This window comes from Pseudideonella sakaiensis (genome assembly GCF_048320135.1).
GTDB classification, from domain to species: domain Bacteria; phylum Pseudomonadota; class Gammaproteobacteria; order Burkholderiales; family Burkholderiaceae_C; genus Ideonella_A; species Ideonella_A sakaiensis_A.
The window spans coordinates 4,978,567-5,004,059 of record NZ_CP182947.1 but is presented as its reverse complement, the minus strand read 5'-3'; the positions used below and the strand labels follow the sequence as shown (position 1 = coordinate 5,004,059).

21 protein-coding genes and 1 tRNA gene are annotated in these 25,493 nt (G+C 65.8%); 3 read left to right on the top strand and 19 right to left on the bottom strand.

Annotated elements, in window-relative coordinates; genetic code table 11:
• Positions 1 to 56 precede the first annotated feature (56 nt).
• From ACNH6H_RS22895 to glgC, 18 genes are all read right to left on the bottom strand, one after another.
• Positions 57 to 141 (bottom strand) — tRNA-Leu (locus ACNH6H_RS22895).
• 159 nt (positions 142 to 300) lie between these two features.
• Positions 301 to 744 carry a preprotein translocase subunit SecG gene (secG, locus tag ACNH6H_RS22890; RefSeq protein ID WP_418320583.1) on the bottom strand — a complete coding sequence of 148 codons (444 nt, stop codon included), beginning with the start codon at positions 742 to 744 and terminating at the stop codon, positions 301 to 303.
• A 37-nt stretch (positions 745 to 781) separates the two neighbouring features.
• Positions 782 to 1,540 (bottom strand): triose-phosphate isomerase, encoded by a 759-nt coding sequence (gene tpiA / locus ACNH6H_RS22885; protein ID WP_418320582.1) that lies wholly within the window; start codon positions 1,538 to 1,540, stop codon positions 782 to 784.
• Positions 1,541 to 1,545: 5 nt separating this feature from the next.
• Entirely contained in the window at positions 1,546 to 2,532 is a 987-nt protein-coding gene (locus ACNH6H_RS22880) for an NAD(P)H-quinone oxidoreductase (protein WP_418320581.1), read from the bottom strand.
• Between the two features lie 86 nt (positions 2,533 to 2,618).
• Positions 2,619 to 4,763, bottom strand: coding sequence for a polyribonucleotide nucleotidyltransferase (gene pnp, locus ACNH6H_RS22875; RefSeq protein ID WP_418320580.1), 2,145 nt, complete (start codon positions 4,761 to 4,763; stop codon positions 2,619 to 2,621).
• Between the two features lie 224 nt (positions 4,764 to 4,987).
• A complete protein-coding gene (gene rpsO / locus ACNH6H_RS22870) occupies positions 4,988 to 5,257 on the bottom strand; it encodes a 30S ribosomal protein S15 (RefSeq protein WP_418320579.1) in 270 nt (89 codons plus the stop codon).
• Between the two features lie 188 nt (positions 5,258 to 5,445).
• Entirely contained in the window at positions 5,446 to 6,618 is a 1,173-nt protein-coding gene (locus ACNH6H_RS22865) for a pyridoxal phosphate-dependent aminotransferase (protein WP_418320578.1), read from the bottom strand.
• A 4-nt stretch (positions 6,619 to 6,622) separates the two neighbouring features.
• The gene (tsaD, locus tag ACNH6H_RS22860) at positions 6,623 to 7,660 is read right to left on the bottom strand and encodes a tRNA (adenosine(37)-N6)-threonylcarbamoyltransferase complex transferase subunit TsaD (RefSeq protein WP_418320577.1); all 1,038 of its coding nucleotides are present in this window, start codon (positions 7,658 to 7,660) and stop codon (positions 6,623 to 6,625) included.
• Positions 7,661 to 7,697: 37 nt separating this feature from the next.
• Positions 7,698 to 8,036 carry an ISC system 2Fe-2S type ferredoxin gene (fdx, locus tag ACNH6H_RS22855; protein ID WP_418320576.1) on the bottom strand — a complete coding sequence of 113 codons (339 nt, stop codon included), beginning with the start codon at positions 8,034 to 8,036 and terminating at the stop codon, positions 7,698 to 7,700.
• Positions 8,037 to 8,056: 20 nt separating this feature from the next.
• Positions 8,057 to 9,913, bottom strand: a complete 1,857-nt coding sequence (hscA, locus tag ACNH6H_RS22850; RefSeq protein WP_418320575.1) for a Fe-S protein assembly chaperone HscA — start codon at positions 9,911 to 9,913, stop codon at positions 8,057 to 8,059.
• 12 nt (positions 9,914 to 9,925) lie between these two features.
• Complete coding sequence (gene hscB, locus ACNH6H_RS22845; protein ID WP_418320574.1) at positions 9,926 to 10,444, bottom strand: Fe-S protein assembly co-chaperone HscB; 519 nt, start codon at positions 10,442 to 10,444, stop codon at positions 9,926 to 9,928.
• Positions 10,445 to 10,582: 138 nt separating this feature from the next.
• Positions 10,583 to 10,906, bottom strand: a complete 324-nt coding sequence (iscA, locus tag ACNH6H_RS22840) for an iron-sulfur cluster assembly protein IscA (RefSeq protein ID WP_418320573.1) — start codon at positions 10,904 to 10,906, stop codon at positions 10,583 to 10,585.
• 5 nt (positions 10,907 to 10,911) lie between these two features.
• On the bottom strand, positions 10,912 to 11,334 hold the full coding sequence (gene iscU, locus ACNH6H_RS22835; protein WP_418320572.1) for a Fe-S cluster assembly scaffold IscU: 423 nt from the start codon (positions 11,332 to 11,334) through the stop codon (positions 10,912 to 10,914).
• Positions 11,335 to 11,353: 19 nt separating this feature from the next.
• Positions 11,354 to 12,574, bottom strand: a complete 1,221-nt coding sequence (locus tag ACNH6H_RS22830; RefSeq protein ID WP_418320571.1) for an IscS subfamily cysteine desulfurase — start codon at positions 12,572 to 12,574, stop codon at positions 11,354 to 11,356.
• A 50-nt stretch (positions 12,575 to 12,624) separates the two neighbouring features.
• Positions 12,625 to 13,158, bottom strand: coding sequence for a Fe-S cluster assembly transcriptional regulator IscR (iscR, locus tag ACNH6H_RS22825; RefSeq protein ID WP_418320570.1), 534 nt, complete (start codon positions 13,156 to 13,158; stop codon positions 12,625 to 12,627).
• A gap of 260 nt (positions 13,159 to 13,418) precedes the next feature.
• Positions 13,419 to 14,540 (bottom strand): chorismate synthase, encoded by a 1,122-nt coding sequence (aroC, locus tag ACNH6H_RS22820; RefSeq protein WP_418320569.1) that lies wholly within the window; start codon positions 14,538 to 14,540, stop codon positions 13,419 to 13,421.
• Positions 14,541 to 14,604: 64 nt separating this feature from the next.
• The gene (gene glgA, locus ACNH6H_RS22815; RefSeq protein ID WP_418320568.1) at positions 14,605 to 16,080 is read right to left on the bottom strand and encodes a glycogen synthase GlgA; all 1,476 of its coding nucleotides are present in this window, start codon (positions 16,078 to 16,080) and stop codon (positions 14,605 to 14,607) included.
• A complete protein-coding gene (glgC, locus tag ACNH6H_RS22810) occupies positions 16,077 to 17,348 on the bottom strand; it encodes a glucose-1-phosphate adenylyltransferase (RefSeq protein ID WP_418320567.1) in 1,272 nt (423 codons plus the stop codon). The genes glgA and glgC overlap by 4 nt, the downstream gene beginning before the upstream one ends.
• Before the next feature lie 200 nt (positions 17,349 to 17,548).
• Here glgC and ACNH6H_RS22805 point away from each other — a divergent pair, with 200 nt between their 5' ends.
• From ACNH6H_RS22805 to ACNH6H_RS22795, 3 genes are read left to right on the top strand one after another with little or no spacing between them, the layout of a single operon-like run.
• Positions 17,549 to 20,008 carry a glycogen/starch/alpha-glucan phosphorylase gene (locus tag ACNH6H_RS22805; RefSeq protein ID WP_418320566.1) on the top strand — a complete coding sequence of 820 codons (2,460 nt, stop codon included), beginning with the start codon at positions 17,549 to 17,551 and terminating at the stop codon, positions 20,006 to 20,008.
• A gap of 39 nt (positions 20,009 to 20,047) precedes the next feature.
• On the top strand, positions 20,048 to 22,156 hold the full coding sequence (gene glgX / locus ACNH6H_RS22800; RefSeq protein WP_418320565.1) for a glycogen debranching protein GlgX: 2,109 nt from the start codon (positions 20,048 to 20,050) through the stop codon (positions 22,154 to 22,156).
• 53 nt (positions 22,157 to 22,209) lie between these two features.
• The gene (locus ACNH6H_RS22795; protein ID WP_418320564.1) at positions 22,210 to 23,787 is read left to right on the top strand and encodes a hypothetical protein; all 1,578 of its coding nucleotides are present in this window, start codon (positions 22,210 to 22,212) and stop codon (positions 23,785 to 23,787) included.
• 27 nt (positions 23,788 to 23,814) lie between these two features.
• Here ACNH6H_RS22795 and nadB read toward each other — a convergent pair whose 3' ends face one another.
• Positions 23,815 to 25,479, bottom strand: coding sequence for an L-aspartate oxidase (gene nadB / locus ACNH6H_RS22790; RefSeq protein ID WP_418320563.1), 1,665 nt, complete (start codon positions 25,477 to 25,479; stop codon positions 23,815 to 23,817).
• Positions 25,480 to 25,493 lie beyond the last annotated feature (14 nt).

The window sequence follows — 25,493 nt, the reverse complement described above, 5'->3', positions numbered from 1 at the left end:
GTGGGGACTGGTTCGCGCACAGGCAGCGAAAAGAAAACCGCCCGACTTTATCAATCTGGTGCCGACGGCGAGACTCGAACTCGCACAGCTTTCGCCACTACCCCCTCAAGATAGCGTGTCTACCAATTTCACCACGTCGGCCGCACTCAGCAGCATGAAGAGTGTTCAGATGGCATGAGGATCGCTCTCTGAACAGCCCAACATTCTAAACCCAATCGATTGCCCGATCGGGGACAACCCTGGCTTTTTGCATCCCGACAACAACGATTCGCGGCTTCGCGATCGCGTCGTCGAGCGGCATCACTTGGCCGGCTCGGAGGCCACTGCAGGCGCAGTTGCCGGCGCCGGTGTCGGCACGGCGGGAGCCGGTGTCACGGTGGCCGGCGGCGGCACCTCGGCCGCACCCGGAATCTGCGCCGCACCGGTGGCCGGCGGCGCACTGGCCGCCGTTGCCGGCCGTTCGAGGATGCTGCCCGTGCCCGTGCCCTGGCCGGGCCGCATCATCCGCTCGTTGCTGATGTAGGCGAGGAGCAGCGTGCACGCAAAAAAGATCGCCGCGCAGACCGCGGTAGAGCGCGACAGGAAGTTCGCACTGCCGGTCGCGCCGAACAGGCTACCCGAGGCGCCGCTGCCAAACGAGGCACCCATGTCGGCCCCCTTGCCGTGCTGAACCAGCACCAGGCCGATCATCACCAATGCCGTCACGATCTGCAGCATCACCACCAGGTTCGTCATCCAGTTCATGTCATCAAACTCCAAGAATCCTCAGCGCGCTCGGCCGTCAATCGGCGGCGCGGCAAATCGCCGCAAAATCGGCAGCCTTCAGCGAGGCGCCGCCAATCAGGCCGCCATCGATATCGGGTTGGGCAAACAGTTCAACTGCGTTGTCGGGCTTGACGCTGCCGCCGTACAACAGGCTGATGCGCGCGGCCTTGTCGGTCGCCGCGTGCAGTTGCTGGCGCAGCCGCTGGTGCACGGCCTGCGCCTGCTCCGGCGTTGCGGTGCGGCCGGTGCCGATCGCCCAGACCGGTTCGTAGGCCACGACGATCTGCGGAATGCACGGCCCGAGCGTGTGGATCACAGCCGACAACTGCCGCTTGACGACTTCCTCGGTCTGCCCGGCGTCGCGCTGCTCGAGGGTCTCGCCGACGCAGACGACCGGCGTCAGGCCATGGGCGAGCGCCCGCTTTGCCTTGTCGGCAACCAGTTGATCCGATTCGCCATGGCCGGCGCGGCGCTCCGAATGGCCGACCAGCACATAGCGGCAGCCGAATTCGGCCAGCATCGCTGCCGACACTTCGCCGGTATAGGCGCCGCTTTCATGGGCCGAGCAATCCTGCGCACCCCAGGCGATGCGCCCGCCTTGCAGCGACAGCGCCACGTCGCCGAGATACGGGAACGGCACGCAGACCGCAACTTCGGCAACCCAGGGGCCGGCCTTCTTCAGCTCGGCCAGCAGATCGGTATTGGCGACCCGGTCGCCATTCATCTTCCAGTTGCCGATCACGCGCTTGACCGGAGTGCCAGCGGAAGCCTGCATCGCGTTCACCATGTCAGCACCAGTTTGCCGATGTGTTGATTCGACTCCATCAGCGCATGCGCCTGTGCGGCCTGCTCGGCCGGGAAGACCTTGTAGATCACCGGCTTGACCATGCCGCTCTCCAGCCACGGCCAGACATGCTCGGCCAGCGCCTGCGCGATCGCGGCCTTGAAGGCAACCGGCCGCGGCCGCAGCGTCGAACCGGTGATCGTCAAACGGCGCCGCAGCACCTGGCCGGAATTGATCTGCGCATCATTGCCGCCTTGCGTCGCGATGATCACGAGGCGGCCGTCATCGGCAAGACAGCTCAGCTCGCGCGCCACATAGTGGCCTGCAACCATGTCGAGGATCACGTCGACGCCACGCCCGTCGGTCAGCCGCTTGGCTTCCTCGGCAAAGTCGTGGGTCTTGTAGTTGATCGCATGGTCGGCACCGAGCGCGAGACAGGCCGCGGCCTTCTCGTCCGAGCCGACCGTGACGATCACCTTCGCACCAGCCGCCTTCGCAAGCTGGATCGCGGTGACGCCGATGCCGCTGCTGCCGCCTTGCACCAGCAGCGTTTCGCCGGGCTGAAGGCGGCCGCGATCGAAGACATTCGACCAGACGGTAAAAAACGTCTCCGGCAGGCTCGCCGCCTCGACGTCGCTGAAACCGGCCGGCACGCGCAGGCATTGCGCCACCGGCGCGACGCACCATTGCGCATAACCGCCGCCGGCAACCAGGGCGCAGACCCGGTCCCCGATCGACAGCCCGGCTTTTGCCAACGCATCGGCATCACCGCTTTCGATGACGCCGGCAACCTCGAGACCGGGCAGCTCGGACGCGCCGGGCGGCACCGGATACAGGCCTTTTCGCTGCAGCACATCGGGACGATTGACGCCCGATGCGGCCACCTTGATCAGCAGTTCGCCGGCGCCGGCTTGCGGCTTCGGCTGCTCTGCCAGTTGCAGCACCTCCGGCGCACCCGGCGAACTGATTGCTATCGCTTTCATCGCACAGCCTCCACGATCATTCCGACGACGGCGCACCGCGCTTGCCGCGCAAGCGCGCCGTCGCCCACTGCATCATCAACGAGTGCTCAATCCTGCGGCTGGGCATCCGGCGTCGACGCCGGGGCCGGGGCCGGTGCATCACGGTCGATCAGCGCCTTCATCGACAGCTTGACGCGTCCCTTTTCGTCGGTCTCGAGCACCTTGACCTTGACGATCTGGCCTTCCTTCAGGAAGTCGGTGACCTTCTCGACACGCTGATGCGCAATCTGGCTGATGTGCAGCAGACCGTCCTTGCCTGGAAGCAGGTTGATCAGCGCGCCGAAATCGAGGATCTTCGTCACCGGGCCCTCGTAGATCTTGCCGATCTCGACTTCCGCAGTGATCTCGGCGATGCGCTTCTTCGCGTGCTCGGCCTTGTCGGCATCTGCAGACGCGATCGTGATCGTGCCGTCTTCGCCGATATCGATCGTGCAGCCGGTCTCTTCGGTCAGCGCGCGGATCGTCGCACCACCCTTGCCGATGACGTCGCGGATCTTCTCCGGATTGATCTTCATCGTGTAGAGCCGCGGTGCGAACTGCGAGACCTCGGTCTTCGCCTGGCCCATCGCCTCGGTCATCTTGTCGAGGATGTGCAGCCGCGCTTCCTTGGCCTGCGCCAGCGCAACCTGCATGATTTCCTTCGTGATGCCCTGGATCTTGATGTCCATCTGCAGCGCGGTCACGCCGGCGGTCGTGCCGGCGACCTTGAAGTCCATGTCGCCGAGGTGATCCTCGTCTCCGAGGATGTCGGTCAGCACCGCAAAGCGGTTGCCTTCCTTGATCAGGCCCATCGCGATGCCGGCCACATGGGCCTTCATCGGCACGCCGGCGTCCATCAGTGCGAGGCAGCCGCCGCACACCGAAGCCATCGACGACGAACCATTCGACTCGGTGATCTCGGAGACGACGCGCATCGAATACGGGAACTCGGTGCGGTCCGGCAGCACGGCAACCAGCGCGCGCTTGGCGAGTCGGCCGTGGCCGATTTCGCGCCGCTTCGGCGTGCCGACGCGGCCGGTTTCGCCGGTCGCGAACGGCGGCATGTTGTAGTGCAGCATGAAGTGCTCGCTGAACTCGCCGGCGAGCGCATCGATCTTCTGCGAATCGCGGTCGGTGCCGAGCGTCGCGGCGACCAGCGCCTGCGTCTCGCCGCGGGTGAACAGCGCCGAACCGTGGACCCGCGGCAGCACGCCGTTGCGGATCTCGATCTGCCGCACGGTGCGGGTATCGCGGCCATCGATGCGCGGCTCGCCGGCCAGGATCTGGCTGCGCACGATCTTCGCTTCGATGTCGAACAGCACGTTGTCGACCTTGACCTTGTCGACCGGCTCGCCGCCTTCGGCCAGCGCGATCAGCGTCTTCGCGGTGACGTCACGCGTCGCCTGCGTACGCGCCTGCTTCGACCGGATCTGGTAGGCCGCGCGCAGCGGCTCTTCGGCCAGCGCGGTGACCTTGGCGATGAAGGCTTCGTCCTTCGCCGCCGGGGTCCAGTCCCAGGCCGGCTTGCCGGCGTCACGGACCAGTTCGTTGATCGCGGCGATCGCGACCTTGCACTGCTCGTGGCCATAAACGACGCCGCCGAGCATGATCTCTTCGCTCAGCTGCTGGGCCTCGGATTCGACCATCAGCACGGCGGCTTCGGTGCCGGCAACGACCAGGTCCATCTTCGAATCGAGCAGGTCGGTCTTGCCCGGGTTCAGCACATAGTCGCCGTCGATATAACCGACGCGTGCGGCGCCGATCGGGCCGTTGAACGGGATGCCGGAGATCGCCAGCGCGGCGCTCGAGCCGATCAGCGCGGCGATGTCGGCCGAGACTTCCGGGTTCAGCGACATCACATGGATGACGACCTGAACCTCGTTGTAGAAGCCTTCAGGGAACAGCGGACGCAGCGGACGGTCGATCAGCCGCGAGGTCAGCGTCTCGAGTTCGCTCGGACGGCCTTCGCGCTTGAAGAAGCTGCCGGGAATCTTGCCGGCGGCGTAGGTCTTCTCGATGTAGTCGACGGTCAGCGGGAAGAAATCCTGCCCCGGCTTCGGGTTCTTCGCACCGACGACGGTGGCGAGGACAACGGTGTCCTCGATGTTGACCAGCACCGCGCCGCCGGCCTGGCGGGCGATTTCACCGGTCTCGAGCACGACCTCGTGGCGGCCCCATTGGAATGTCTTGGTGACTTTGTTGAACATGCTCATGTCGATCTCCTGTCATGGTCCTGCGCATCGATGCGCGGGCGCTTTGGATTGACGGAGCTGCGGTATCGTGGCGCGATGCCATTCCAGCGGCACTGCGGCACAGCACCGGTGGAATGACACATCGTCATCGATAGATACCTGGCTCCGAACGGACAAACAACGCGGCGAAAACGAGAAGAGCCTGTGCTGGCAATCCAGACAGGCTCTTCTTCGCCATGCGCGTCTTATTTGCGCAAGCCCAGCGTCTGGATCAGCGCGGTATAACGCGACGCGTCCTTCGCCTTCAGATAGCTCAGCAGGCTCTTGCGGGTATTGACCATCTTCAGCAGGCCGCGGCGGCCATGATGGTCCTTCTTGTGGGTCTTGAAGTGCGGCATCAGTTCGTTGATGCGTGCGGTCAGCAGCGCGACCTGGACTTCGGGTGAACCGGTATCGCCCTTGCTGCGCGCGTGCGCCTTGACGATTTCGGCTTTTTCGAGGGTAGTGGCAGTCATGAAATTTCCGAGTGGCCCGCCGTGAAGGTTGTGGCAGGCTGTTGCGACTTGCGGTCACCAGTGGAAACAACCGGTGCCGTGCTGTGGTTTGCCGGCCGGCGGACTCAGCCCGCTTGTCGGCAATTGCCCTGCGCCAGCAGCGACCCGGGAAGACCCCGATCGACATGCCCATACGCAAAGCCGATCGATTATACCCCGAGAGCGCCCCTGAGCCGGGCAACCCCGTCGACCAGGCGTTGCGGATCGCGGGATGCAAAACACCAGCGCAACCAGCCTTCGCCTTCGTCGCCGAACGCGGCGCCCGGCGCCAGCCCGAGGCCGGCATCGGCGACCAGCCGCTTGGCCAGCGCCAGCGAGTCGGTCTGCCCGTCGATCGCAAAAAACGCATACATGCCGCCCGGCGGCGTCGCCACCCGAACGCCAGGGACCGCGGCCAGCGCCGGCAGCAGCGCATCGCGGCAGATCTTCAAGCGGTCGACGACATCGCGGACCAGCGGCTCGCCCTGCAGCAACGCGGCGATGCCGGCGCGCTGGACAAAAACCGGCGAACACGAGGTGTTGAATTCGATCAGCTTGCCGATCGCCGAGGCCATCGCCTCCGGCACCACCATCCAGCCGAGCCGCCAGCCGGTCATCAGAAAACTTTTCGAGAAGCTGTGGACGACGATCAGCCGCTCGTCCGCGTCGGCGATGTCGAGAAAACTCGGCGCAGCGGCGTCGTGTTCGAAAAAGATGCGCTCATAAACCTCGTCGGCGACGATCCAGGTGCCAGTGCGCCGGCAATGGTCGAGGATGCGCCGTTGCTCGTCCGCGCTGAGCGTCCAGCCGGTCGGATTGTTCGGCGCATTCAGCAGCAGCACCCGCGTGCGCGGCGTCACCCGCTCGAGCAGGCGATCGAGGTCGAGGACCCAGCGGCTGCCGGCGCCGGCTTCGTCGAAGCGCAACGACACCCGGTGCACCCGCGCGCCGAGGATATTTGCCTGCGCGGTCAGGTTCGGCCACAGCGGCACGACCGCCACCACCTCGTCGCCGGGGTCGACCAGCGCCTGCAGCGCCAGCATCAGGGCATTGACGCCGCCCGACGCGACCGCAATGCGAGCCGCGCCGAGCGGCGGATGCAGCGTCGACACATAGCCGGCGATCGCCTCGCGGAGCTCGGGCAGACCGAGGTTCGGCGAATAAAAGGTTTCGCCGGCCTGGATCGAATCAGCAGCAGCCTGGCGGATCGCCGCTGGCGTCACCTCGTCGCTTTCGCCAAACCAGAACGGCAGCAGGTCGCTTCGGCCGATGCCGGCATCGGCGACTTCGCGGATCTTCGAGCCAGGCAGGCGGTCGATCAGCAGACGGGAAACTGGAGGCATCGGATCAGGTGATTGAGACTTCGGACAGCGGCCATCGCGGCCGGACATCGAAGCGGCCGACGGTCGCAGGCTCGGCGATGCCGCGTTGCACGCGCATCGCCGCGGCCAGCGCAATCATCGCGCCGTTGTCGGTGCACAGCGACAGCTCCGGATAAAAAACCGTCGCCGAACGGCCGGCGGCGGCCGCATCGAGCTGCCGACGCAGCAGCCGGTTCGCGCCGACGCCGCCGGCGACGACGATGCTGCGCAGACCGGTCTGCTTCAGCGCGGCGATCGACTTGCGGACCAGCACGTCGACGATCGCCTGCTGCGTTGCTGCCGCGAGGTCGGCGCGCTGCTGCGCAGAGATCCCGTCGCCCAGCTTCAGCACATGGGTGCGAACCGCGGTTTTCAGGCCGGCAAACGAAAAATCGAGCGTGCCGCTGTGCAGCAGCGGACGCGGCAGTTCGAACGCTGCCGCGTCGCCGGTCTCGGCCAACCGCGCCAGTTCGGGCCCGCCCGGATAAGGCAGGCCGAGCAGCTTGGCGGTCTTGTCGAAGGCCTCGCCGGCGGCGTCGTCGATGGTTTCGCCGAGCAGCCGGTAGTCGCCGACATCGTCGACCCGCATCAGCTGAGTGTGCCCGCCGGAGACCAGCAGCGCGACAAACGGAAAACTCGGCGGATTCGCCGACAGGAACGGCGACAGCAGATGCCCTTCGAGGTGGTGCACGCCGAGCATCGGCTTGCCGAGCGCGGTGGCCAGCGCACAGGCAAAACCGGCGCCAACGAGCAAGGCGCCGGCCAGCCCGGGGCCTCGGGTATAGGCGAGCAGATCGATGTCCGACAGTTCGGCGCCGGCGCCAGCGAGCACCGCTTCGGTCAATGGCAGCACGCGCCGGATGTGGTCGCGCGACGCCAGTTCGGGCACCACGCCGCCATAGGCGCGGTGCATGTCGATCTGGCTGTGCAGCGCCTGCGCTCGCAGACGCAGCGAGGTCGAATCGACCGAGACCAGCGCGACGCCGGTTTCGTCGCACGACGATTCGAAGCCGAGCACGTTCATCGCCGCCGCGCCTTCACCGCGTGCTCCGAACAGCGCGTCAATGGCCTTCCTTCGCGTGGTTGATCGTGTAGCGCGGGATCTCGACCGTCAAATCCTTGCCGGCAACGATCGCCTGGCACGACAGCCGCGACTGCGGCTCGAGACCCCAGGCACGATCGAGCAGGTCTTCCTCGACCTCCTCGAGCTCGCCGAGCGAATCGAAACCCTCGCGGACGATCACATGGCAGGTCGTGCAGGCCGCACTCATCTCGCAGGCATGTTCGATCTCGATGCCGTTATCGAGCAGCGCCTCGCAGATCGAGGTGCCGGCGGGCGCGCTGATTTCCTTGCCCTGCGGGCAGATTTCGATGTGGGGAAGAACCTTGATCTTCGGCATGTTGCTGGTCCGGCCGCGGCTCAGACTTCCTCGATTCGACGCCCGGCAAGGGCTTTGCGGATACCGCGATTCATGCGCTCGGCGGCAAACGACTCGGTTGCCTCCGCCAGCGACTCGACCGCGGCGTCGATCGCCGCATGGTCGGTGCCAGTGCGCAAGGTTTCCAGGCTGGCCATCTCGGCGTCGATGCGTTCGCGTTCGGCGGCGTCGAGCAGATCGCCATCGGCCTGCAGCGCAGCGCGCGTCGCCAGCAGCATGCGCTCGGCCTCGACCCTCGACTCTCGCAACGCGCGCTCGCGCATGTCGCCTTCGGCGGTGCTGAAACTCTCGCTGAGCATGCGGGCAATGTCGGCATCCTCCAGGCCATAACTCGGCTTGACGGTGACCGACGCCTCGACGCCGGACGTCAGTTCGCGCGCGCTGACGCTGAGCAGGCCGTCGGCGTCGACCTGGAAAGTCACGCGGATGCGCGCTGCGCCGGCGACCATCGGCGGGATGCCGCGCAGCTCGAAACGTGCCAGCGAACGACAGAACTCGACCTGCTCGCGTTCGCCCTGCAGCACATGGATCGCCAATGCGGTCTGGCCGTCCTTGAAGGTCGTGAAATCCTGCGCCCGGCTGGTCGGGATGCTGCTGTTGCGCGGCACGATCCGCTCGACCAGCCCGCCCATCGTCTCGAGGCCGAGCGACAGCGGGATCACGTCGAGCAGCAGCAACTGGTCGGCGCCAACATTGCCGGCCAGCGAATTGGCCTGGATTGCCGCGCCGATCGCGACAACTTCATCCGGGTTCAGATCGATCAGCGGCGGCTTGCCGAAAAATTCGGCAACCATCGCCTGCACCTGCGGCATCCGCGTCGAGCCGCCGACCATCACGACCCCGTGAACCTCGTCGCGATCGGCCTTTGCGTCGCGCAACACCTTGCGCAGCGCCAGCGCGGTACGGTCGAGCAGCGGACGCGTCAAGGCCTCGAATTCGGCGCGCGTGACCCGGACCGCCGATTCGCCACCAGCCAGCGGACAGGCGATCGTCGCATGGTCGGTCGACGACAACTTTTCCTTCGCGGCACGTGCGGCCACCAGCACCGCGCGCTTGTCCTGTGGCGAATCGGCCCGCAGCCCCGACTTCTCGAGCGCCCAGTCGGCCAGCACGTGATCGAAGTCGTCGCCGCCGAGCGCCGAGTCACCACCGGTCGCAACCACTTCGAAGACACCCTGGCTCAGCCGCAGCAGCGAGATGTCGAAGGTGCCGCCGCCGAGGTCGTAGACCGCCACCAGACCTTCGGAGCCATGTTCGAGGCCGTAGGCGATCGCCGCCGCGGTCGGCTCATTGATCAGCCGCAGCACGTTGAGGCCGGCCAGTTCGGCCGCATCCTTGGTCGCCTGCCGCTGCGCGTCGTCGAAATAGGCCGGCACCGTGATCACCGCGCCGAACAGTTCGTCGTCGAAGCTGTCTTCGGCGCGCTGGCGCAGGCAGGCCAGCAATTCGGCCGACACCTCGACCGGCGACTTCAGGCCCTCGACGGTATGCAGTTTCAGCATGCCGGGGGAATCATCGAAGTCGTACGGCAGCTTGCCGCGGTCGGCGATATCGGCCAGGCCACGGCCCATGAAACGCTTCACCGAGACGATGGTGTTTTTCGGATCGATCGCCGCAGCAGCCAGCGCGTCGTGGCCGATCTGGCGTCTCCCGCCGGGCAGATAACGCACCGCCGACGGCAGGATCACCCTGCCCTGCGCATCGGGCAGGCATTCGGCGACGCCATGGCGCACCGCGGCGACCAGCGAGTGGGTGGTTCCGAGATCGATGCCGACCGCAATCCGCCGCTGGTGCGGATCGGGCGCGCCGCCGGGTTCTGATATCTGCAACAAGGCCATGGATTTATCTTCTCATTCACCAAGCGACTCGAGCCGCCGGTCGATGTCGTCGTCAAAACGCTCGACGAACATCAATGCACGCACCTGACGCGCCGCCTCCGCTGGATCGCGTTGCTCGTCGAGCGTGTACTGCAAGCGCTCGAGCGCATCGCGCCGGAATGCCGACACCTCGTCGGCCAGCAGACGGACCTCCTCGATACCCTGCGCATCATCGAGCGCCTCGCGCCACGCCATCTGCTGCATCAGGAAGTCGCCCGGCATCGCGGTATTGTTCTCGGCGTCGATCGGCGCGCCGGCCAGTTCGCAGAGATAGGCAGCCCGCTTCAGCGGATCGCGCAGTCGCTGGTAGGCCTCGTTGACGCGCACCGCCCATTGCATCGCACTGCGCTGCGCAGCAGCGCCACCGGCGGCAAAGCGATCGGGATGGACCTCGCCTTGCAACATGCGCCAGCGGGCATCGATCTCGCTGCGATCCTGCACAAAGCGGCGCGGCAGACCAAACAGTTCAAAGTCGTCGCTGTCGAGCTTCATCGGCGATCAGCTCGCAGGCGGGCTGACACCTGCGGATCGGTTGGCGGCTGTGTGCACGCGGGTTGTCGAAAAAAACAGGGCCGGTGCCGCGAGCAACCGCCGAACGGCAGCTCCCGCAATGGCCCCGGCCGCGGTCAGTCAGACGCGGAAGGATTCGCCACAGCCGCAGCGATCCTTCTCGCGCGGATTGTGGAACTTGAAACCCTCGTTCAGGCCCTCGCGGACAAAATCGAGTTCGGTACCGTCGAGGTAGGGCAGGCTTTTCGGATCGACCAGAACCTTGACGCCATGGCCCTCGAATACCTTGTCCTCGGGCGCGACGTCGTCGGCATATTCGAGCTTGTAGGCAAGCCCGGAGCAGCCGGTCGTCTTCACGCCGAGGCGCACGCCGACGCCTTTGCCACGTTTGGCGATGTAGCGGCTGACATGTCGCGCAGCCGCCTCGGTCAGGGTCACGCTCATGTCGATCAAGGGTTCGATGCGGCAGCGGCCTCGCCAGCCGTCTCGGTTGTCGACTTGGCCCGGTAATCGGTCACTGCCGCCTTGATCGCATCCTCGGCGAGGATCGAGCAGTGGATCTTCACCGGCGGCAGCGCCAGTTCCTCGGCAATGTGCGTATTCCTGATCTGCATCGCCTCGTCGAGCGATTTGCCCTTGACCCACTCGGTGACCAGCGAACTCGAAGCAATCGCCGAGCCGCAGCCATAGGTCTTGAAGCGCGCGTCCTGGATCAGCCCGGTAGCCGGGTCGACCTTGATCTGCAACTTCATCACATCACCACACGCAGGCGCGCCGACCATGCCGGTTCCGACCGTGTCATCGCCCTTCTCGAACGATCCGACATTGCGCGGGTTTTCGTAGTGATCAACAACTTTTTGACTGTATGCCATTCGATTTCTCCTTCAATCCTCAATGCGCAGCCCACTGGATGGTGCTGATGTCAACACCTTCCTGGTACATGTCCCACAGCGGAGACAACTCGCGCAGCTTGGCGACACGATCCTTCAGCGTCGTGACGACATAGTCGATTTCCTCGGCCGTCGTGAAACGGCCGATCGTCATGCGCAGGCTCGAGTGAGCCAATTCGTCACTGCGGCCGAGGGCGCGAAGCACATAACTCGGCTCCAGGCTGGCCGACGTACAGGCCGAGCCCGACGAAACGGCGATCCCCTTGATGCCCATGATCAACGATTCTCCCTCGACATAGTTGAACGAGATGTTGACGTTGTGCGGCACCCGCTTGTCGGGATGGCCATTCAGAAAAATCTGCTCGATGTCCTGCAGCCCGTTCATCAGCCGCTGCTGCAGCGTCCTGACGCGTTCGTTCTCGGTGCTCATCTCCTCGCGGGCGATGCGGAAGGCCTCGCCCATGCCGACGATCTGGTGCGTCGGCAGCGTGCCCGAGCGCATGCCGCGCTCATGGCCGCCACCGTGCATCTGCGCCTCGATCCGCACCCGCGGCTTGCGCCGCACATACAACGCGCCGATGCCCTTCGGACCGTAGGTCTTGTGCGAGGCCAGGCTCATCAGATCGACCGGCAACGTGGCCAGATCGATCTCGACCTTGCCGGTGGCCTGCGCCGCGTCGACGTGGAAGATGATGCCGCGCTCGCGGCACATCGCGCCAATCGCCGCGATGTCCTGGATCACGCCGATCTCGTTGTTGACGAACATCACCGAGACCAGGATCGTGTCGGGCCGCATCGCCGACTTCAACTTGTCCAGGTCGAGCAAGCCGTCTTCCTGGACGTCGAGGTAGGTGACTTCGAAACCCTGGCGCTCGAGTTCGCGCATCGTGTCGAGCACCGCCTTGTGTTCGGTCTTGACGGTGATCAGGTGCTTGCCGCGGCTCTTGTAGAAATGCGCCGCACCCTTCAGCGCGAGGTTGTCGGACTCGGTTGCACCAGAGGTCCAGACGATTTCGCGCGGATCGGCATTGATCAGTTCGGCAACCTGCGACCGCGCCTTCTCGACCGCCTCTTCGGCTTCCCAGCCCCAGGCATGGCTGCGCGACGCCGGATTGCCGAAATGCTCGCGCAACCACGGAATCATCACGTCGACGACGCGCTGGTCCACCGGAGTGGTGGCTCCGTAGTCCATGTAGATCGGGAAGTGAGGCGTCATGTCCATAACAATCGCGCAATCGGAACGTGGGTTGAACTGAAAAGAAACGTCAAGAACTATTTCGAGAACGCATTGCCGAGCGCAAACACCGAATTCGGCGCAGTGATCTTGATCGGCTTGACGACCGGCTGCGACGAAATCGCCCGCTTCACCGGCTGCTCCTCGATCGACACGCCCTTTGCCAGCTGCTCGTCGACCAGCTTCTTCAGCGAAATCGAATCGAGGTATTCGATCATCCGGGTATTCAGGCTCGCCCACAGGTCGTGCGTCATGCAGCGCCCCGAGTCGTCGCCCATGCAGTTTTCCTTGCCGCCGCAGCCGGTCGCGTCGATCGGCTCGTCGACCGCGACGATGATGTCGGCAACCGAAATTTCCTCGGACTTGCGGCCGAGCGAATAGCCGCCGCCAGGTCCGCGCGTGCTTTCGACCAGCTCGTGCCGGCGCAATTTGCCGAACAGCTGCTCAAGATACGACAAGGAAATCTGCTGGCGGGAACTGATCGCCGCAAGGGCGACCGGACCCGAATGCTCACGCAATGCGAGGTCGATCATCGCCGTTACCGCAAAGCGGCCTTTGGTGGTCAGACGCATGAATTTCTCCTGTGGCCCGCTAAGGCATAACAAACAAGACAGTGGTTCGTCATGTTTGACAAGACCCTCGACCGTGGCACACCGGTATGGCGCGCTGTACCCGAGTAGTTTCGTCAAGTATAACTTATCCCCACTGTTTTGGTCAAGTTACGGGCCGGAAGTTCCCTGGCTGGCAGGTCGGTTTGTCCAGGACAATCCGCAGGAATTCGACACATGCCCTGCACTGCGGCGGGCCGCCAATCGGAGCCTGGAGCGTTGCGTCAGCCCCCGGCGTCGCCAGCCAGGCGGCTTGAAGCCGGCAACGGCGCGAGCGGGATCTCGACATCGCCACATTGCGCCCGGTGGCGCAGCGCATGGTCGATCAACACCAGCGCGAGCATCGCCTCGGCAATTGGCGTCGCGCGGATGCCGACACACGGGTCGTGCCGGCCGAATGTCTCGACGACGGTCGGCTGGCCGGCCCGGTCGATCGATGGCCGCGGGCTGCGGATCGAACTGGTCGGCTTGATTGCGATCGACACCGTGATGTCCTGGCCAGTCGAGATGCCGCCGAGCACGCCGCCGGCGTGGTTGCTGGCAAAGCCGTCGGGCAGCAAGGCGTCGCCATGGGTCGTGCCGCGCTCGGTGACGCAGCCGAAGCCTGAGCCGATCTCGACACCCTTCACCGCATTGATGCCCATCATCGCGTAGGCGATGTCGGCGTCGAGCTTGTCGTACAGGGGTTCGCCCCAGCCGGGCGGCACGCCGTGCGCGGCGACCGCAATGCGCGCGCCGCAGCTGTCGCCGGCCTTGCGCAACTCGTCCATGTAGGCCTCCAGCCGCGCGATATCGCTGCGGTTGGCGGCAAAAAACGGGTTCTCGCCAACATGGTCCAGCGATTCGAACGGCACGGCGATATCGCCAAGCTGGGTCAGATGGCCGCTGAACGACACGCCGTGTTGTTCACGCAGCCATTTGCGTGCGATGGCCCCGGCGCCGACCATCGGCGCAGTCAGCCGGGCCGACGAGCGCCCGCCGCCGCGCGGATCGCGCAGCCCGTATTTGCGCCAGTACGTATAGTCGGCGTGGCCCGGGCGGAAGGTGTCGAGGATGTTGCCGTAATCCTTGCTGCGCTGGTCGGTATTCCTGATCAGCAGGCAGATCGGCGTGCCGGTGGTCTTGCCCTCGAAGACCCCCGACAGGATCTCCACCTGATCGGCCTCGTTGCGCTGCGTCACATGCCGGCTCGTACCAGGACGGCGGCGATCCAGTTCGGGCTGGATATCGGCCTCTGACAGCGTCATTCCGGGCGGGCAGCCATCGACGACGCAGCCGATTGCGGGGCCGTGCGACTCACCAAAATTGGTGACGCGGAACAAGCTGCCAAACGTGCTGCCGGACATGAAAACCCTGACGGATCGGCCGCGCGACCGATCGGTCGGGCAGCGGGGATGCGAAAGCCCGATTCTACCGAGCGGCCCCTCTTCCTCGGCGTATGGCGACCACGCGCTGGTAAAGCTCGCCGTAATGCAGCGCGGCTTCCTGCCACGAAAAATTCTTTGCCATTGCGCGCACCATCACCTGCCGCCAGCGCTGCGGCTGCGCGTACAGCTGCTGCGCACGCCAGACCGCTTCGTCGAGCGCACCCGGGGTCGGGTGGTCGAAGCTGAAACCGGTGGCGCGATCGGCGGCGAGCGCGGCATCGTCGGCATCGACGACGGTATCGGCCAGCCCGCCGACCCGGCGGACGATCGGCAGGCTGCCATAACGCAGCCCGTACAGCTGGGTCAGGCCGCAGGGTTCGAAGCGCGACGGCACCAGCACCGCATCGGCCGCGCCGATCATCGCGTGTGCCCAGGCTTCGTCGTAGCCGATGCGCACCGCAACCTGCCCCGAATGGACTGCGGCGACATTGCGGAACGCCGCCTCCAGCCCGGGGTCGCCGGTGCCCTGCACGACCAGCTGGGCGCCGCGGCCGAGGATTGCCGGCAGCGCATCGAGCAGCAGATCCAGCCCCTTTTGCGAACTGAGTCGGCTGACCACCGCGATCAGCATGGCATCGTCGCGCTCGGCGAGTTCGAGCTGCCGCTGCAGCATCCGCTTGTTATCCGCCTTACCGTCGAGTTCGGTCGCGCTGTAGCGCCGGTGCAGCGCAGGATCGGTGGCCGGATTCCACACCTCGCCATCGACCCCGTTGAGAATGCCGGAGACGCTCGAGACCCGACTCTGGATCACGCCGTGCAGGCCGAAGCCGTGGTCCGGTGTCGCGATTTCGCGTGCGTAGGTCGGGCTGACGGTTGTCACATGGTCGGCAAACTTGAGACCGGCCTTCATGAACGACAGCTGCTGATGGAATTCGAGACCGGTCGCGTGCATCAGCCGGCCCGGCAGGCCGAGCAGGTGGAAATCGGCCGCGGCAAACAGGCCCTGGAACGCCAGGTTGTGGACCGTGAAGACGGTTGCCACATCGATGGCCGGATTGGCAACCAGATAGGCACAAGCCATCGCCGCATGCCAGTCGTGCGCCTGCAGCAGTTCCGGCACCCACTCGGGATCGAGTTCGCCGCCTGCCAGGTGCGCGGCAACCCAGCCGAGCAGGCCGAAGCGCTGCGCGTTGTCAGGCCACTCGATGCCGTCGCTGGCCTGGTAAGGGCCGCCGGACCGACGGTAGAGAAACGGTGCGTCGATCACATAAACCGGCAAATCGCTGAATGGCATGCGGCCGAGCAGCAGATCGACCCGCCCGGCGCCGAACATCGGGCCGAGGCGGCAGACCGTCTGCTGGTGCCGGACCGCATCGGCGATCGCCGGCAGCCCCGGCAGCACCAGCCGCACCTCGTGTCCTTCAGCGGCCAGCGCCTGCGGCAGCGCCCCCATCACATCGGCCAGGCCACCGGTCTTGACGAGCGGAAAGATTTCCGCCGCCACCTGCAACAGTTTCATCTGGCAAGCCGATCCAGCATGTCCCTGGTGACCAGCGTGATGCCCGACTCCGAACGGTTGAAATGGCGGGCGTCGAAATCGGCGTTCTCGCCGATCACCAGATCGTCCGGAATCTTGCAGCCGCGGTCGATGACGGTGCGGGTCAATCGGGCACGCCGGCCGATCTCGACACCGGGCAGCACCACCGACCAGTTGACGCTGGCATGCGAATGCACCCGCACGCTCGAGAACAACACGCTGCGAAAGACATGGCCGGAAACGATGCAGCCGCCGGAGACCACCGACTCGATCGCCATCCCGCGTCGATCGCCCTGGTTGTGGACAAATTTGGCCGGTGGCAACTGGGCCTGGTAGGTCCAGATCGGCCAGTTGGTGTCGTAGAGATTGAGCATCGGCACCGTCGCGGTCAGGTCGATGTTGGCATCCCAGAATGCATCGACGGTGCCGACATCGCGCCAGTACGGCTGCTCGCCGGAGCGGGTCGCCACCGCGCTCAGCGCAAACGGATGGGCGGCCGCCTGGCCTTCGCGAACCGCCGCCGGAATGATGTCCTTGCCGAAATCGTGCTGCGACTGCGGATTCGCGAGGTCCTTCTCGAGGGCGCGGAACAGGTAGTCGGCGTTGAAGATGTAGATGCCCATGCTGGCCAGCGCCAGATCGGGATGGCCGGGCATCGGTGGCGGGTCGGCCGGTTTTTCGACGAAGTCGATCACCAGATTGTCTTCGTCGACAGCCATCACGCCGAAGGCGCTGGCCTCGGCGCGCGGCACCGCAATGCAGGCGACCGTGCACTCGCGCTTCTTCGCAACGTGGTCGGCGAGCATCAGCGCATAGTTCATCTTGTAGATGTGGTCGCCGGCCAGCACGACGATGTAGTCGGGCCCATAGGCCTCGATGATGTCCTGGTTCTGATAGACCGCGTCTGCGGTGCCGCTGTACCAGCTTTCGCCTTCGGTCCGCTGCTGTGCCGGCATCAGATCGACGAACTCGTTCATCTCGCTTTTCAGGAACGCCCAGCCGCGCTGCAGGTGTTGCAGCAGGCTGTGGCTCTTGTACTGCGTGATCACGCCGATGCGCCGAATGCCCGAATTGAGGCAGTTCGACAGCGCAAAATCGATGATCCGGAATTTGCCTCCGAAATAGACTGCAGGCTTGGCCCGCCGGTCTGTCAGGTTGTGCAGGCGACTGCCTCTGCCACCGGCGAGCACCAGCGCCATCGCGCGTTTCGGCAACTCAAGGCTGAGAGCCAGATCGATCGGTTTGTCCATGTTCCTCTCCTCCCATTGGCGTCGGGCCTCGGGCGTTGGCGCGCATCACCGTCAGACTGGAGCATGCCACGGCTTTATGCCGTGCGGCGCATCGACACGCGCCTCGCCGGCCGGGAATGCGACTTGCATGCACCGGTCGCACCGACAATGCGCCTTTGGGCCCCGCCCGAGGGCCGACACGTGACGAAAGGGTCAACCAGGTGAGCAAGCAACCGGAACAGGTCATCGAAACGCCGACCGCCGAGAAGATCGATACCCACCTGTTGAAGACGGTGGGTGTGCGGCCGGACCAGGCGACACCGACCGAACTGATGCAGGCCGTCGCCCAGGTTGCGCGCCAGCAGTTGTCGCAGCGCTGGGTCGAGACGCAGGCGGCCGACCGCGACGCACGCGCACGCCGGGTCTGCTATTTGTCGATGGAATTCCTGATCGGGCGCAGCCTCGGCAATGCGCTGGCCGCGCTTGATCTGCAGGAGCCAGCGGCTGTCGGGCTGATGAAGCATGCCCGGTCGCTGGAGGATGTGGCTGCCTGCGAGCCCGATGCCGCGCTCGGCAATGGCGGTCTCGGCCGACTGGCCGCCTGTTTCCTCGATTCGATGGCCAGCCTCGGCCTGCCGTCGTTCGGCTACGGCATCCGCTACGAATACGGCATGTTTGCGCAGCAGATCGAGGACGGCGCGCAGGTCGAGACACCCGACCCGTGGCTGGCCGACGGCACACCGTGGGAATTTCCGCGCACAGGCATCAATGTGCCGATCCGCTTCGGTGGCTGGGTCGAGCACCATGGCGAAGGCGAGCAGATGAAGGCCGTCTGGCGGCCGGCCGGCGAGGTTGCCGCGAAGGCCTACGACATGGTGATCCCTGGCCACGGCACGAACCGGGTCAGCACCTTGCGGCTGTGGAAGGCGGTCGCGCCGGCCCACCTCGACCTGCATGCGTTCAACACCGGCGACTATGGCCGCGCCGCCAGCGTGAAGAACGAATATGAAAACATCTCGTGGGTGCTGTACCCGAACGACAGCACGCCGGCAGGTCGTGAACTGCGGCTGAAGCAGGAATATTTTTTCACCGCGGCATCGATCCACGACATCGTCTGCCGCCACCTCGAAGAGCACGGCGGCCTGACCAATCTGTCCGAGAAGGTCGCGATCCACCTGAACGATACCCATCCGGCGATCGGCGTCGCCGAATTGATGCGGGTGCTGTGCGACGACCACGGCATGCGCTGGAAGGACGCCTGGGCGCAATGCGTCGATGTTTTCTCCTATACCAACCACACGCTGATGCCGGAGGCGCTCGAGACCTGGCCGGTCGCACTGATGCAGCATGTGCTGCCGCGCCACCTCGAGATCATCTTCCGCATCAACAAGGAATTTCTTGAATTCGCTGCCGCGCAGCGGCCCGGCGATACCGCCTTCCTGTCGCGTCTGTCGCTGATCGACGAACACGGCGAACGGCGGATCAGGATGGCGCACCTGTCGATCGTCGGCAGCCACAAGGTCAATGGCGTCTCGGAACTGCATTCGCAGCTGCTGGTGCAGACGATCTTCGCCGACTTCGCGACGCTCTGGCCCGACCGATTCACCAACATGACCAACGGCGTGACGCCGCGGCGCTGGCTGCAGCAGGCGAACCCGGGGCTGTCGACGCTGCTCGATTCATCGATCGGCCGGCAGTGGCGCAGCCGCCTCGATGCGTTGTCGGCCTTGCGCGAGCAGCGCCACGACCCCGGCTTCCAGAAGTCGTTTGCGACCGTCAAGCGCGCCAACAAGGAGCGGCTGGCCGAACTGATCGCCGACAGCACCGGCGTCATCGTCGACCCGTCGAGCCTGTTCGATGTGCAGGTCAAGCGCATCCATGAATACAAGCGGCAGTTGCTCAACGTGCTGCATGTCGTGACGCGTTACCAGGCGATGCTGATCCATCCACACGGCATCGGCGGCCGGCCGTGGGTGCCGCGCACGGTGATCTTCGCCGGCAAGGCTGCATCGAGCTACCACGCGGCCAAATCGATCATCCGGCTGATCCACGATGTCGGTGCGGTGATCAACAACGATTCGCGCATCGGCGACAAGCTGAAGGTCGTGTTCATTCCGAACTATGGCGTTTCGGTGGCCGAGGTGATCATGCCCGGCGCCGATCTGTCGGAGCAGATCTCGACCGCCGGCACCGAGGCCTCCGGTACCGGCAACATGAAGCTGGCGCTGAACGGCGCGCTGACGATCGGAACCGACGACGGCGCGAACATCGAGATCCGGCAGCAGGTCGGTGACGACAACATCTTCATCTTCGGTCTGCGCGCCGCCGAGGTGGTTACGCAGCGCCAGGCGGGCTACCAGCCGATGCGCTTCTACGAGTCGAATTCGGCACTGCGCGCCGCGCTCGACGGCATCGCCGGCGGCCAGTTTTCGCTGGCCGAGCCGGGGCGCTACCGCAGCCTCATCGATTCGCTGCTGTGGGGTGGCGATCACTACCTGTTGCTGGCCGACTATGCCGACTATGTCGCGACCCAGTCCAAGGTCGACGACCTGTACCGCGAGCCGGCACAGTGGGCGGCAAAGGCGATCGCCAATGTTGCCGGGATGGGCATCTTCTCGTCCGATCGAACGATCCGCGAATATGCGGAGCAGATCTGGCGCATCCGGCCCGAGGCCGGCTGACGTCGGCTGCTGCCGCAACCACCCCGACCGTCCGCCGAGATGACGCCGCGCGCCGTCGCCCATGCTGTCGAGGCGGACACGATCAGCACCGGCGAGCCGTGGCCACTCGGTGCGCACTGGGACGGCAGCGGCGTCAATTTCGCGGTCTTTTCCGCCCATGCGCAGCGCGTCGAACTGTGTGTATTCGATGCCAGCGGCGAGGTCGAACTGCAGCGCTTCGCGTTGCCGGCACATACAAACGACATCTGGCACGGCCGGCTGGCAGGCGCCGGCCCCGGGCTGATCTATGGCCTGCGCGCGCATGGCCCGTGGCGACCGGACCGTGGCCACTGGTTCAATCCGCACAAGCTGCTGCTCGACCCATATGCCCGCCAGATCCATGGGCGATTCGAATGGCGAGATGAACACTTCGCCGCTCGGCGCGGCCATCCAAACCAGCTCGACGAACGCGACAACGCCGCTTTTGCGCTGAAGGCGGTGGTCGTCGATGAACGGCCGGAGCAATTCGACTGGGAGGGCGACCGTCCGCCAGGCATCGCTGCGGCCGATACCGTCCTGTACGAGCTGCAGGTGAAGGCCTTTTCGATCCGCAACGATGCAGTGCCCGAAGCGGTCCGCGGCAGTTATGCCGGGCTGGCTGCGCCGGCATCGATCGCGCACCTGAAGCGGCTCGGCGTCACCGCGGTCGAATTGCTGCCGGTGCATCACCACGTCGACGAGGAACGGCTGGCGGCGCTGGGTCTGCGCAACCATTGGGGCTACAACAGCATCGGTTTTTTCTGCGCCGACCCGCGGTTTGCCAGCGGCGTCGGCGGCGTGTCGGCCCGCGACGAATTCCGTCAGATGGTGAAGGCGCTGCACCGCGAGGGCATCGAGGTGATCCTCGACGTCGTCTACAACCATACCGCCGAAAGCGACGTCAAGGGTCCGTCGCTGAGCATGCGCGGCCTCGACAACCTGGCCTATTACCGTCACCACGTCGATGGCGACCACCGCGCCGTGCTCGACAATTTCACCGGCTGCGGCAATACGCTCGACCTCCGTGAGCCGCGGGTGCTGCAGCTGGTGATGGATTCACTGCGCTACTGGGTTGGCGAGATGCATGTCGACGGCTTCCGCTTCGACCTCGCGCCGGTGCTCGGCCGCGGCGACCACGGTTTCGATCCGCGGGCTGCCTTTTTTACCGCGCTGGCCCAGGACCCGGTGCTGTCACGTGTCAAGCTGATCGCCGAACCGTGGGACATCGGCCCGGGCGGTTATCAGGTCGGCAATTTCCCGCGCGGCTGGTTCGAATGGAATGACCACTTCCGCGACGCGATGCGCGGCTTCTGGCTGCACATGGCGCACCCGGGCGCCGCGACCCGCGGGGACTTCGCGCTGCGGCTGTGCGCGTCGGCGGACTTGTTCGAGAACCGTTCGCGGCTACCGGCCGAATCGGTCAACTATGTCGCATCGCACGACGGCTTCACGCTGCGCGACCTGCTCAGCTACAACGAGCGCCACAACCACGCCAACGGCGAGAAGAACGAAGACGGCCACCGGCGCAATCTGAGCTTCAACTGTGGCGTCGAAGGCGCCAGCGACGATCCGCAGGTGATGACGCTGCGCTCGCGCCTGCAGCGAGCACTTTTGGCGGCGACGCTGCTCGCGCAGGGCACGCCGATGCTCGCCGCCGGCGACGAACTGGGACACAGCCAGCGCGGCAGCAACAACCCCTATTGCCAGGACAACGAGACGACCTGGATCGACTGGGCCGCAGCCGACGATCAGCTGATCGAATTCACTGCGCGGCTGATCGCGCTGCGTCGGCGTCTGCTGCCGCTGGCCGATCGCTGGTACAGCGATGGCCGGCCCGGACTGCGCTGGCTGCGCCGCGACGGTGAGCCGCTGCGCGGCGATGAATGGCGCGCCCCTGACGATCACTCACTGGTCTGCCTGATCGAACGGCCGGGCCGCAGCACGACGCGCCTGCTGATGCTGGTCAATGGCAATGCGCACGACACCGCAATGCGGCTGCCGGCCGGCGGCTGGCGGATCGAATTCGACAGCAGCCGGCCGACCGGTGAAGACGGACGAGCCATCGACGGCGGTGTAGAACTGCCCGTTGCCGCCCATTCGCTGTCGCTGTTGAGTTCGGTCGACGACTGATGCAATTCGGCATGGCGGCTTCAAGCGGGCGGCTCGGCTGCCGATAAGCATCGATGGACATCGGAGACGTCAATGAGATTCCGACGACGCGCAGGAAGCTGCCGTCGCTGCAGGAGCTGGGCGCCTTCGACGTCGAGCCGTCAACGGTGACGCGGCGGCCGTCGTCCGCAGCACAGCCGCCGCTTCCTGCACCTCCGCCTGCGCCCTCCCCGCCGCCAACCGCGCCGCAAGCAGCCAGAACACCGCGCGCAGCACCAGCAGCGCGCCTGCCCGTCAGCGACGAGCGCATCCGCCAGGCGCTGGCGAAGGCCGACCCGCTGACGCGCAAACGCCTGCTCCGTCTGATTGCTGGCGGCCGGACCGTGTTGCAACGTGGCGAGCAGGGCCCGCAGCCGCCAGGCCGAACGACGGCGTCGTTGTCGATGGCGATGCCACGTGCCGAGCGGCCCGCAACGGCCTCAGCCGCAGCGTCATCGGCGGGTCATCGCCCGCAGCAGGAGAGCGCGCGTGCGGCGCCACCTCCGACAGCCGGCGCCACACCACGCGCAAGCCACCCGGCCGACAGCGACGAGCCGCTGCTGCGGATCGACGCCCGCACCGATTTGCTCGACGCCGTCGCGCCAGCGCTCGATGCCGAGCAGAAAAAGGCGGCGCTGATCGCACAACTCGCCGCGGCCAGAAACGAGCCGGCACCGAGCACGCCTCGCAGCACCGCGCACAAGGTGTTGTTCCCGGCTTACGACCCGCGCGAGCATGGCGACGATGTGCGGCGGCCCGGGCGCAAGCCCGACGCGCCGGTCGAGGGTCATTTTCCGGCGCCGCGCCAGCCGTTCCAGCCGGCCTATCGGCATGCCGACGGCCGCGAGATGGACGAGCAGGAGGCACGTGTCGAGGCCGTGCTGCAGGAGCAGCGCTGCGAACGGACGCTGGAGGTGCTCGCCCGCGACGGCGTCAACGGCCTGTTGCTGAGCCCGCGCGACCTCGATGCCGCAGTCGAGGATGGCGTGCTCGATGCCGAAACCGCCGACACCTTGTGGAAGACATGGTCGGCGCTGCGGCCGGTGATCCACGTGATCGAAGACCCGCCCGCGCCACCGCAGGCGGCGGATGGCACTGCCGACGCCGCCGACAGCGAACCGCCGAGCGAGGCGCTGGTCGAATCCGAACCTGCAGCCGAGCCTCCCGTCAGCGATGCGGCGGCCGTTGCCGATACCGCGATACCCATCGTCACCGCCGAAGACACGCCCGCGGCGCCGCCGCTATCAGCACCAATTGCCTCGCCAGCCGTTGCGATCGCGACATCGAACGCGGTCGGCAGTGCCGACACGCCTCCAATGATGCCCCTCGAATCAGCAGCGCCTTTGCCGATGAAGGCGTTGCCGGCCGTCACCGAGTCGTCTGCGCAGCCTCTGTCGCCTTCACAACCGGCGTCACCGCCGGCAGCTGTCAGCGCGAACATCCAACCAATTGCCGCGGCAGCTGCCATCGACACTGCGCCGCCACGCTGGCCACGGGTCGTGCGTGGCGCGCGATTTGTCGGCAGGATCTTCGTTTATGGCTGCGTGATCAGCAGCAGCGTGCAGGTTGCTTGGTGGGCGTGGCGCCATGGCGCCTTCTGGCTGCTGCGATGAACAGCAGCCCGACGCCTGCGCCGCGCGTCAACCGCTGAGGCCGAGTGCCTTCGGCTTTTTCTTCTTGCTGTGTGCGCTGCGCACCAGCACGGTCGGAAAACTGACCGGCAGCGTCTGCGGAAAATCGCGGCTGAAATGCAGGCCGCGGCTTTCCTGGCGCAGCAGCGCCGAGCGGACGATCAGTTCGGCGCAGTCGACCAGGTTGCGCAATTCGAGCAGGTCGCGGTTGACGCGGAAATTGGCGTAGTAGTCGTCGATCTCGCCCTTCAGCAGCTTGATCCGGTGCAAGGCACGTTCGAGGCGCTTGGTCGTGCGGACGATGCCGACATAGTTCCACATCAGCAGCCGCAGCTCGTCCCAGTTGTGGGCGATCACGACCTGCTCGTCGGCATCCTCGACCTGACTTTCGTCCCAGCCGGGCAACTCGGGCAGTTCGGCGGCCGGATGCGCGAGGATGTGGTCGGCGCAGGTGCGGCCGATCACGACGCATTCGAGCAGCGAATTGCTGGCCAGCCGGTTTGCGCCGTGCAGTCCGGTATAGGTCGCTTCGCCGGCGGCATACAGCCCGGGCAGGTCGGAGCGGCCATGCAGGTCGGTGACCAGCCCGCCGCAGGTGTAGTGGGCTGCCGGAACGACCGGGATCGGCTCGCGCGCGATATCGATGCCGAGCGCCTTGCAGCGCGCATGGATGGTCGGGAAATGTTCGATCAGAAAGGCTTCGCCGAGATGCCGGGCATCGAGCCAGACGAAATCGAGGCCGTGTTTCTTCATCTCGAAGTCGATCGCCCGCGCGACGATGTCGCGCGGCGCCAGTTCCATCCGCTCGTCGTGCCAGGTCATGAAGCGTGCCGAATCGGCATCGACATTCGGCAGCAGCAGGTGCGCACCCTCGCCGCGCAGCGCCTCGGTGATCAGGAAACTGCGCTCCTGCGGGTGGTACAGACAGGTCGGGTGGAACTGGATGAACTCCATGTTGCCGACCCGGCATCCTGCACGCCAGGCCATTGCAATGCCGTCGCCGGTCGCGGTATCGGGATTGCTCGTATATCGGTAGACCTTGCCGACGCCGCCGGTGGCCAGCACCACCGCCGTCGCCGGCAGTGTCTCGACGCGCTGGCGGTCGATGTCGAGTGCGTAGACGCCATAACAGCGCGGCGACTCGACGCGCTTCAGATGGCGCGAGGTGATCACGTCGAGCGCCATCCAGCGCTCGCGCAACTCGATGTTCGGATGGCGCTTGACCTCATCGAGCAGCGCGTTGTGGATCGCCTTGCCGGTCGCATCGGCTGCATGGGCGATCCGGCGCACCGCATGGCCGCCCTCGCGGGTCAGGTGCAGGCCGAGCGGGCCGCTCGGATCGCCGGAAAATGGCACGCCGCGAGCGACCAGCCATTCGATCGCGGCGACGCTGTTTTCGGCGATGAAGCGCGCCGTTTCCTCGTCGACCAACCCGGCACCGGCATCCTGGGTATCGCGCACATGTGACTCGATGCTGTCGTCGCTGCCGAGCACGCCGACGATGCCGCCTTGCGCCCACGCGGTTGCCGCTTCATCGAGGCCTCGTTTCGCGAGCACGATGACGCGGCGCTGCTCGGCGAGTTGCAATGCGGTGGTCAGGCCGGCAAGACCGGCGCCGACGATCACGACGGGCGCAGACGTCTCGTCAGGCGCAACGGCAGAGGCAGCGGGCATGAGCCGTGGCCGGG

Bases quoted from the DNA above. Each gene is read 5' to 3' on its own strand.
- secG (WP_418320583.1), bottom strand. From the start codon at position 744: ATGAACTGGATGACGAACCTGGTGGTGATGCTGCAGATCGTGACGGCA.
- tpiA (WP_418320582.1), bottom strand. From the start codon at position 1,540: ATGCAGGCTTCCGCTGGCACTCCGGTCAAGCGCGTGATCGGCAACTGG.
- iscR (WP_418320570.1), bottom strand. From the start codon at position 13,158: ATGCGTCTGACCACCAAAGGCCGCTTTGCGGTAACGGCGATGATCGAC.
- rpsO (WP_418320579.1), bottom strand. From the start codon at position 5,257: ATGACTGCCACTACCCTCGAAAAAGCCGAAATCGTCAAGGCGCACGCG.
- glgA (WP_418320568.1), bottom strand. From the start codon at position 16,080: ATGAAACTGTTGCAGGTGGCGGCGGAAATCTTTCCGCTCGTCAAGACC.
- glgC (WP_418320567.1), bottom strand. From the start codon at position 17,348: ATGGACAAACCGATCGATCTGGCTCTCAGCCTTGAGTTGCCGAAACGC.
- aroC (WP_418320569.1), bottom strand. From the start codon at position 14,540: ATGTCCGGCAGCACGTTTGGCAGCTTGTTCCGCGTCACCAATTTTGGT.
- nadB (WP_418320563.1), bottom strand. From the start codon at position 25,479: ATGCCCGCTGCCTCTGCCGTTGCGCCTGACGAGACGTCTGCGCCCGTC.
- hscB (WP_418320574.1), bottom strand. From the start codon at position 10,444: ATGAAGCTCGACAGCGACGACTTTGAACTGTTTGGTCTGCCGCGCCGC.
- iscA (WP_418320573.1), bottom strand. From the start codon at position 10,906: ATGAGCGTGACCCTGACCGAGGCGGCTGCGCGACATGTCAGCCGCTAC.
- tsaD (WP_418320577.1), bottom strand. From the start codon at position 7,660: ATGAACGTGCTCGGCTTCGAATCGTCGTGCGACGAAACCGGCGTCGCG.
- pnp (WP_418320580.1), bottom strand. From the start codon at position 4,763: ATGAGCATGTTCAACAAAGTCACCAAGACATTCCAATGGGGCCGCCAC.
- iscU (WP_418320572.1), bottom strand. From the start codon at position 11,334: ATGGCATACAGTCAAAAAGTTGTTGATCACTACGAAAACCCGCGCAAT.
- glgX (WP_418320565.1), top strand. From the start codon at position 20,048: ATGACGCCGCGCGCCGTCGCCCATGCTGTCGAGGCGGACACGATCAGC.
- ACNH6H_RS22830 (WP_418320571.1), bottom strand. From the start codon at position 12,574: ATGGACATGACGCCTCACTTCCCGATCTACATGGACTACGGAGCCACC.
- ACNH6H_RS22865 (WP_418320578.1), bottom strand. From the start codon at position 6,618: ATGCCTCCAGTTTCCCGTCTGCTGATCGACCGCCTGCCTGGCTCGAAG.
- hscA (WP_418320575.1), bottom strand. From the start codon at position 9,913: ATGGCCTTGTTGCAGATATCAGAACCCGGCGGCGCGCCCGATCCGCAC.
- fdx (WP_418320576.1), bottom strand. From the start codon at position 8,036: ATGCCGAAGATCAAGGTTCTTCCCCACATCGAAATCTGCCCGCAGGGC.
- ACNH6H_RS22880 (WP_418320581.1), bottom strand. From the start codon at position 2,532: ATGAAAGCGATAGCAATCAGTTCGCCGGGTGCGCCGGAGGTGCTGCAA.
- ACNH6H_RS22795 (WP_418320564.1), top strand. From the start codon at position 22,210: ATGGACATCGGAGACGTCAATGAGATTCCGACGACGCGCAGGAAGCTG.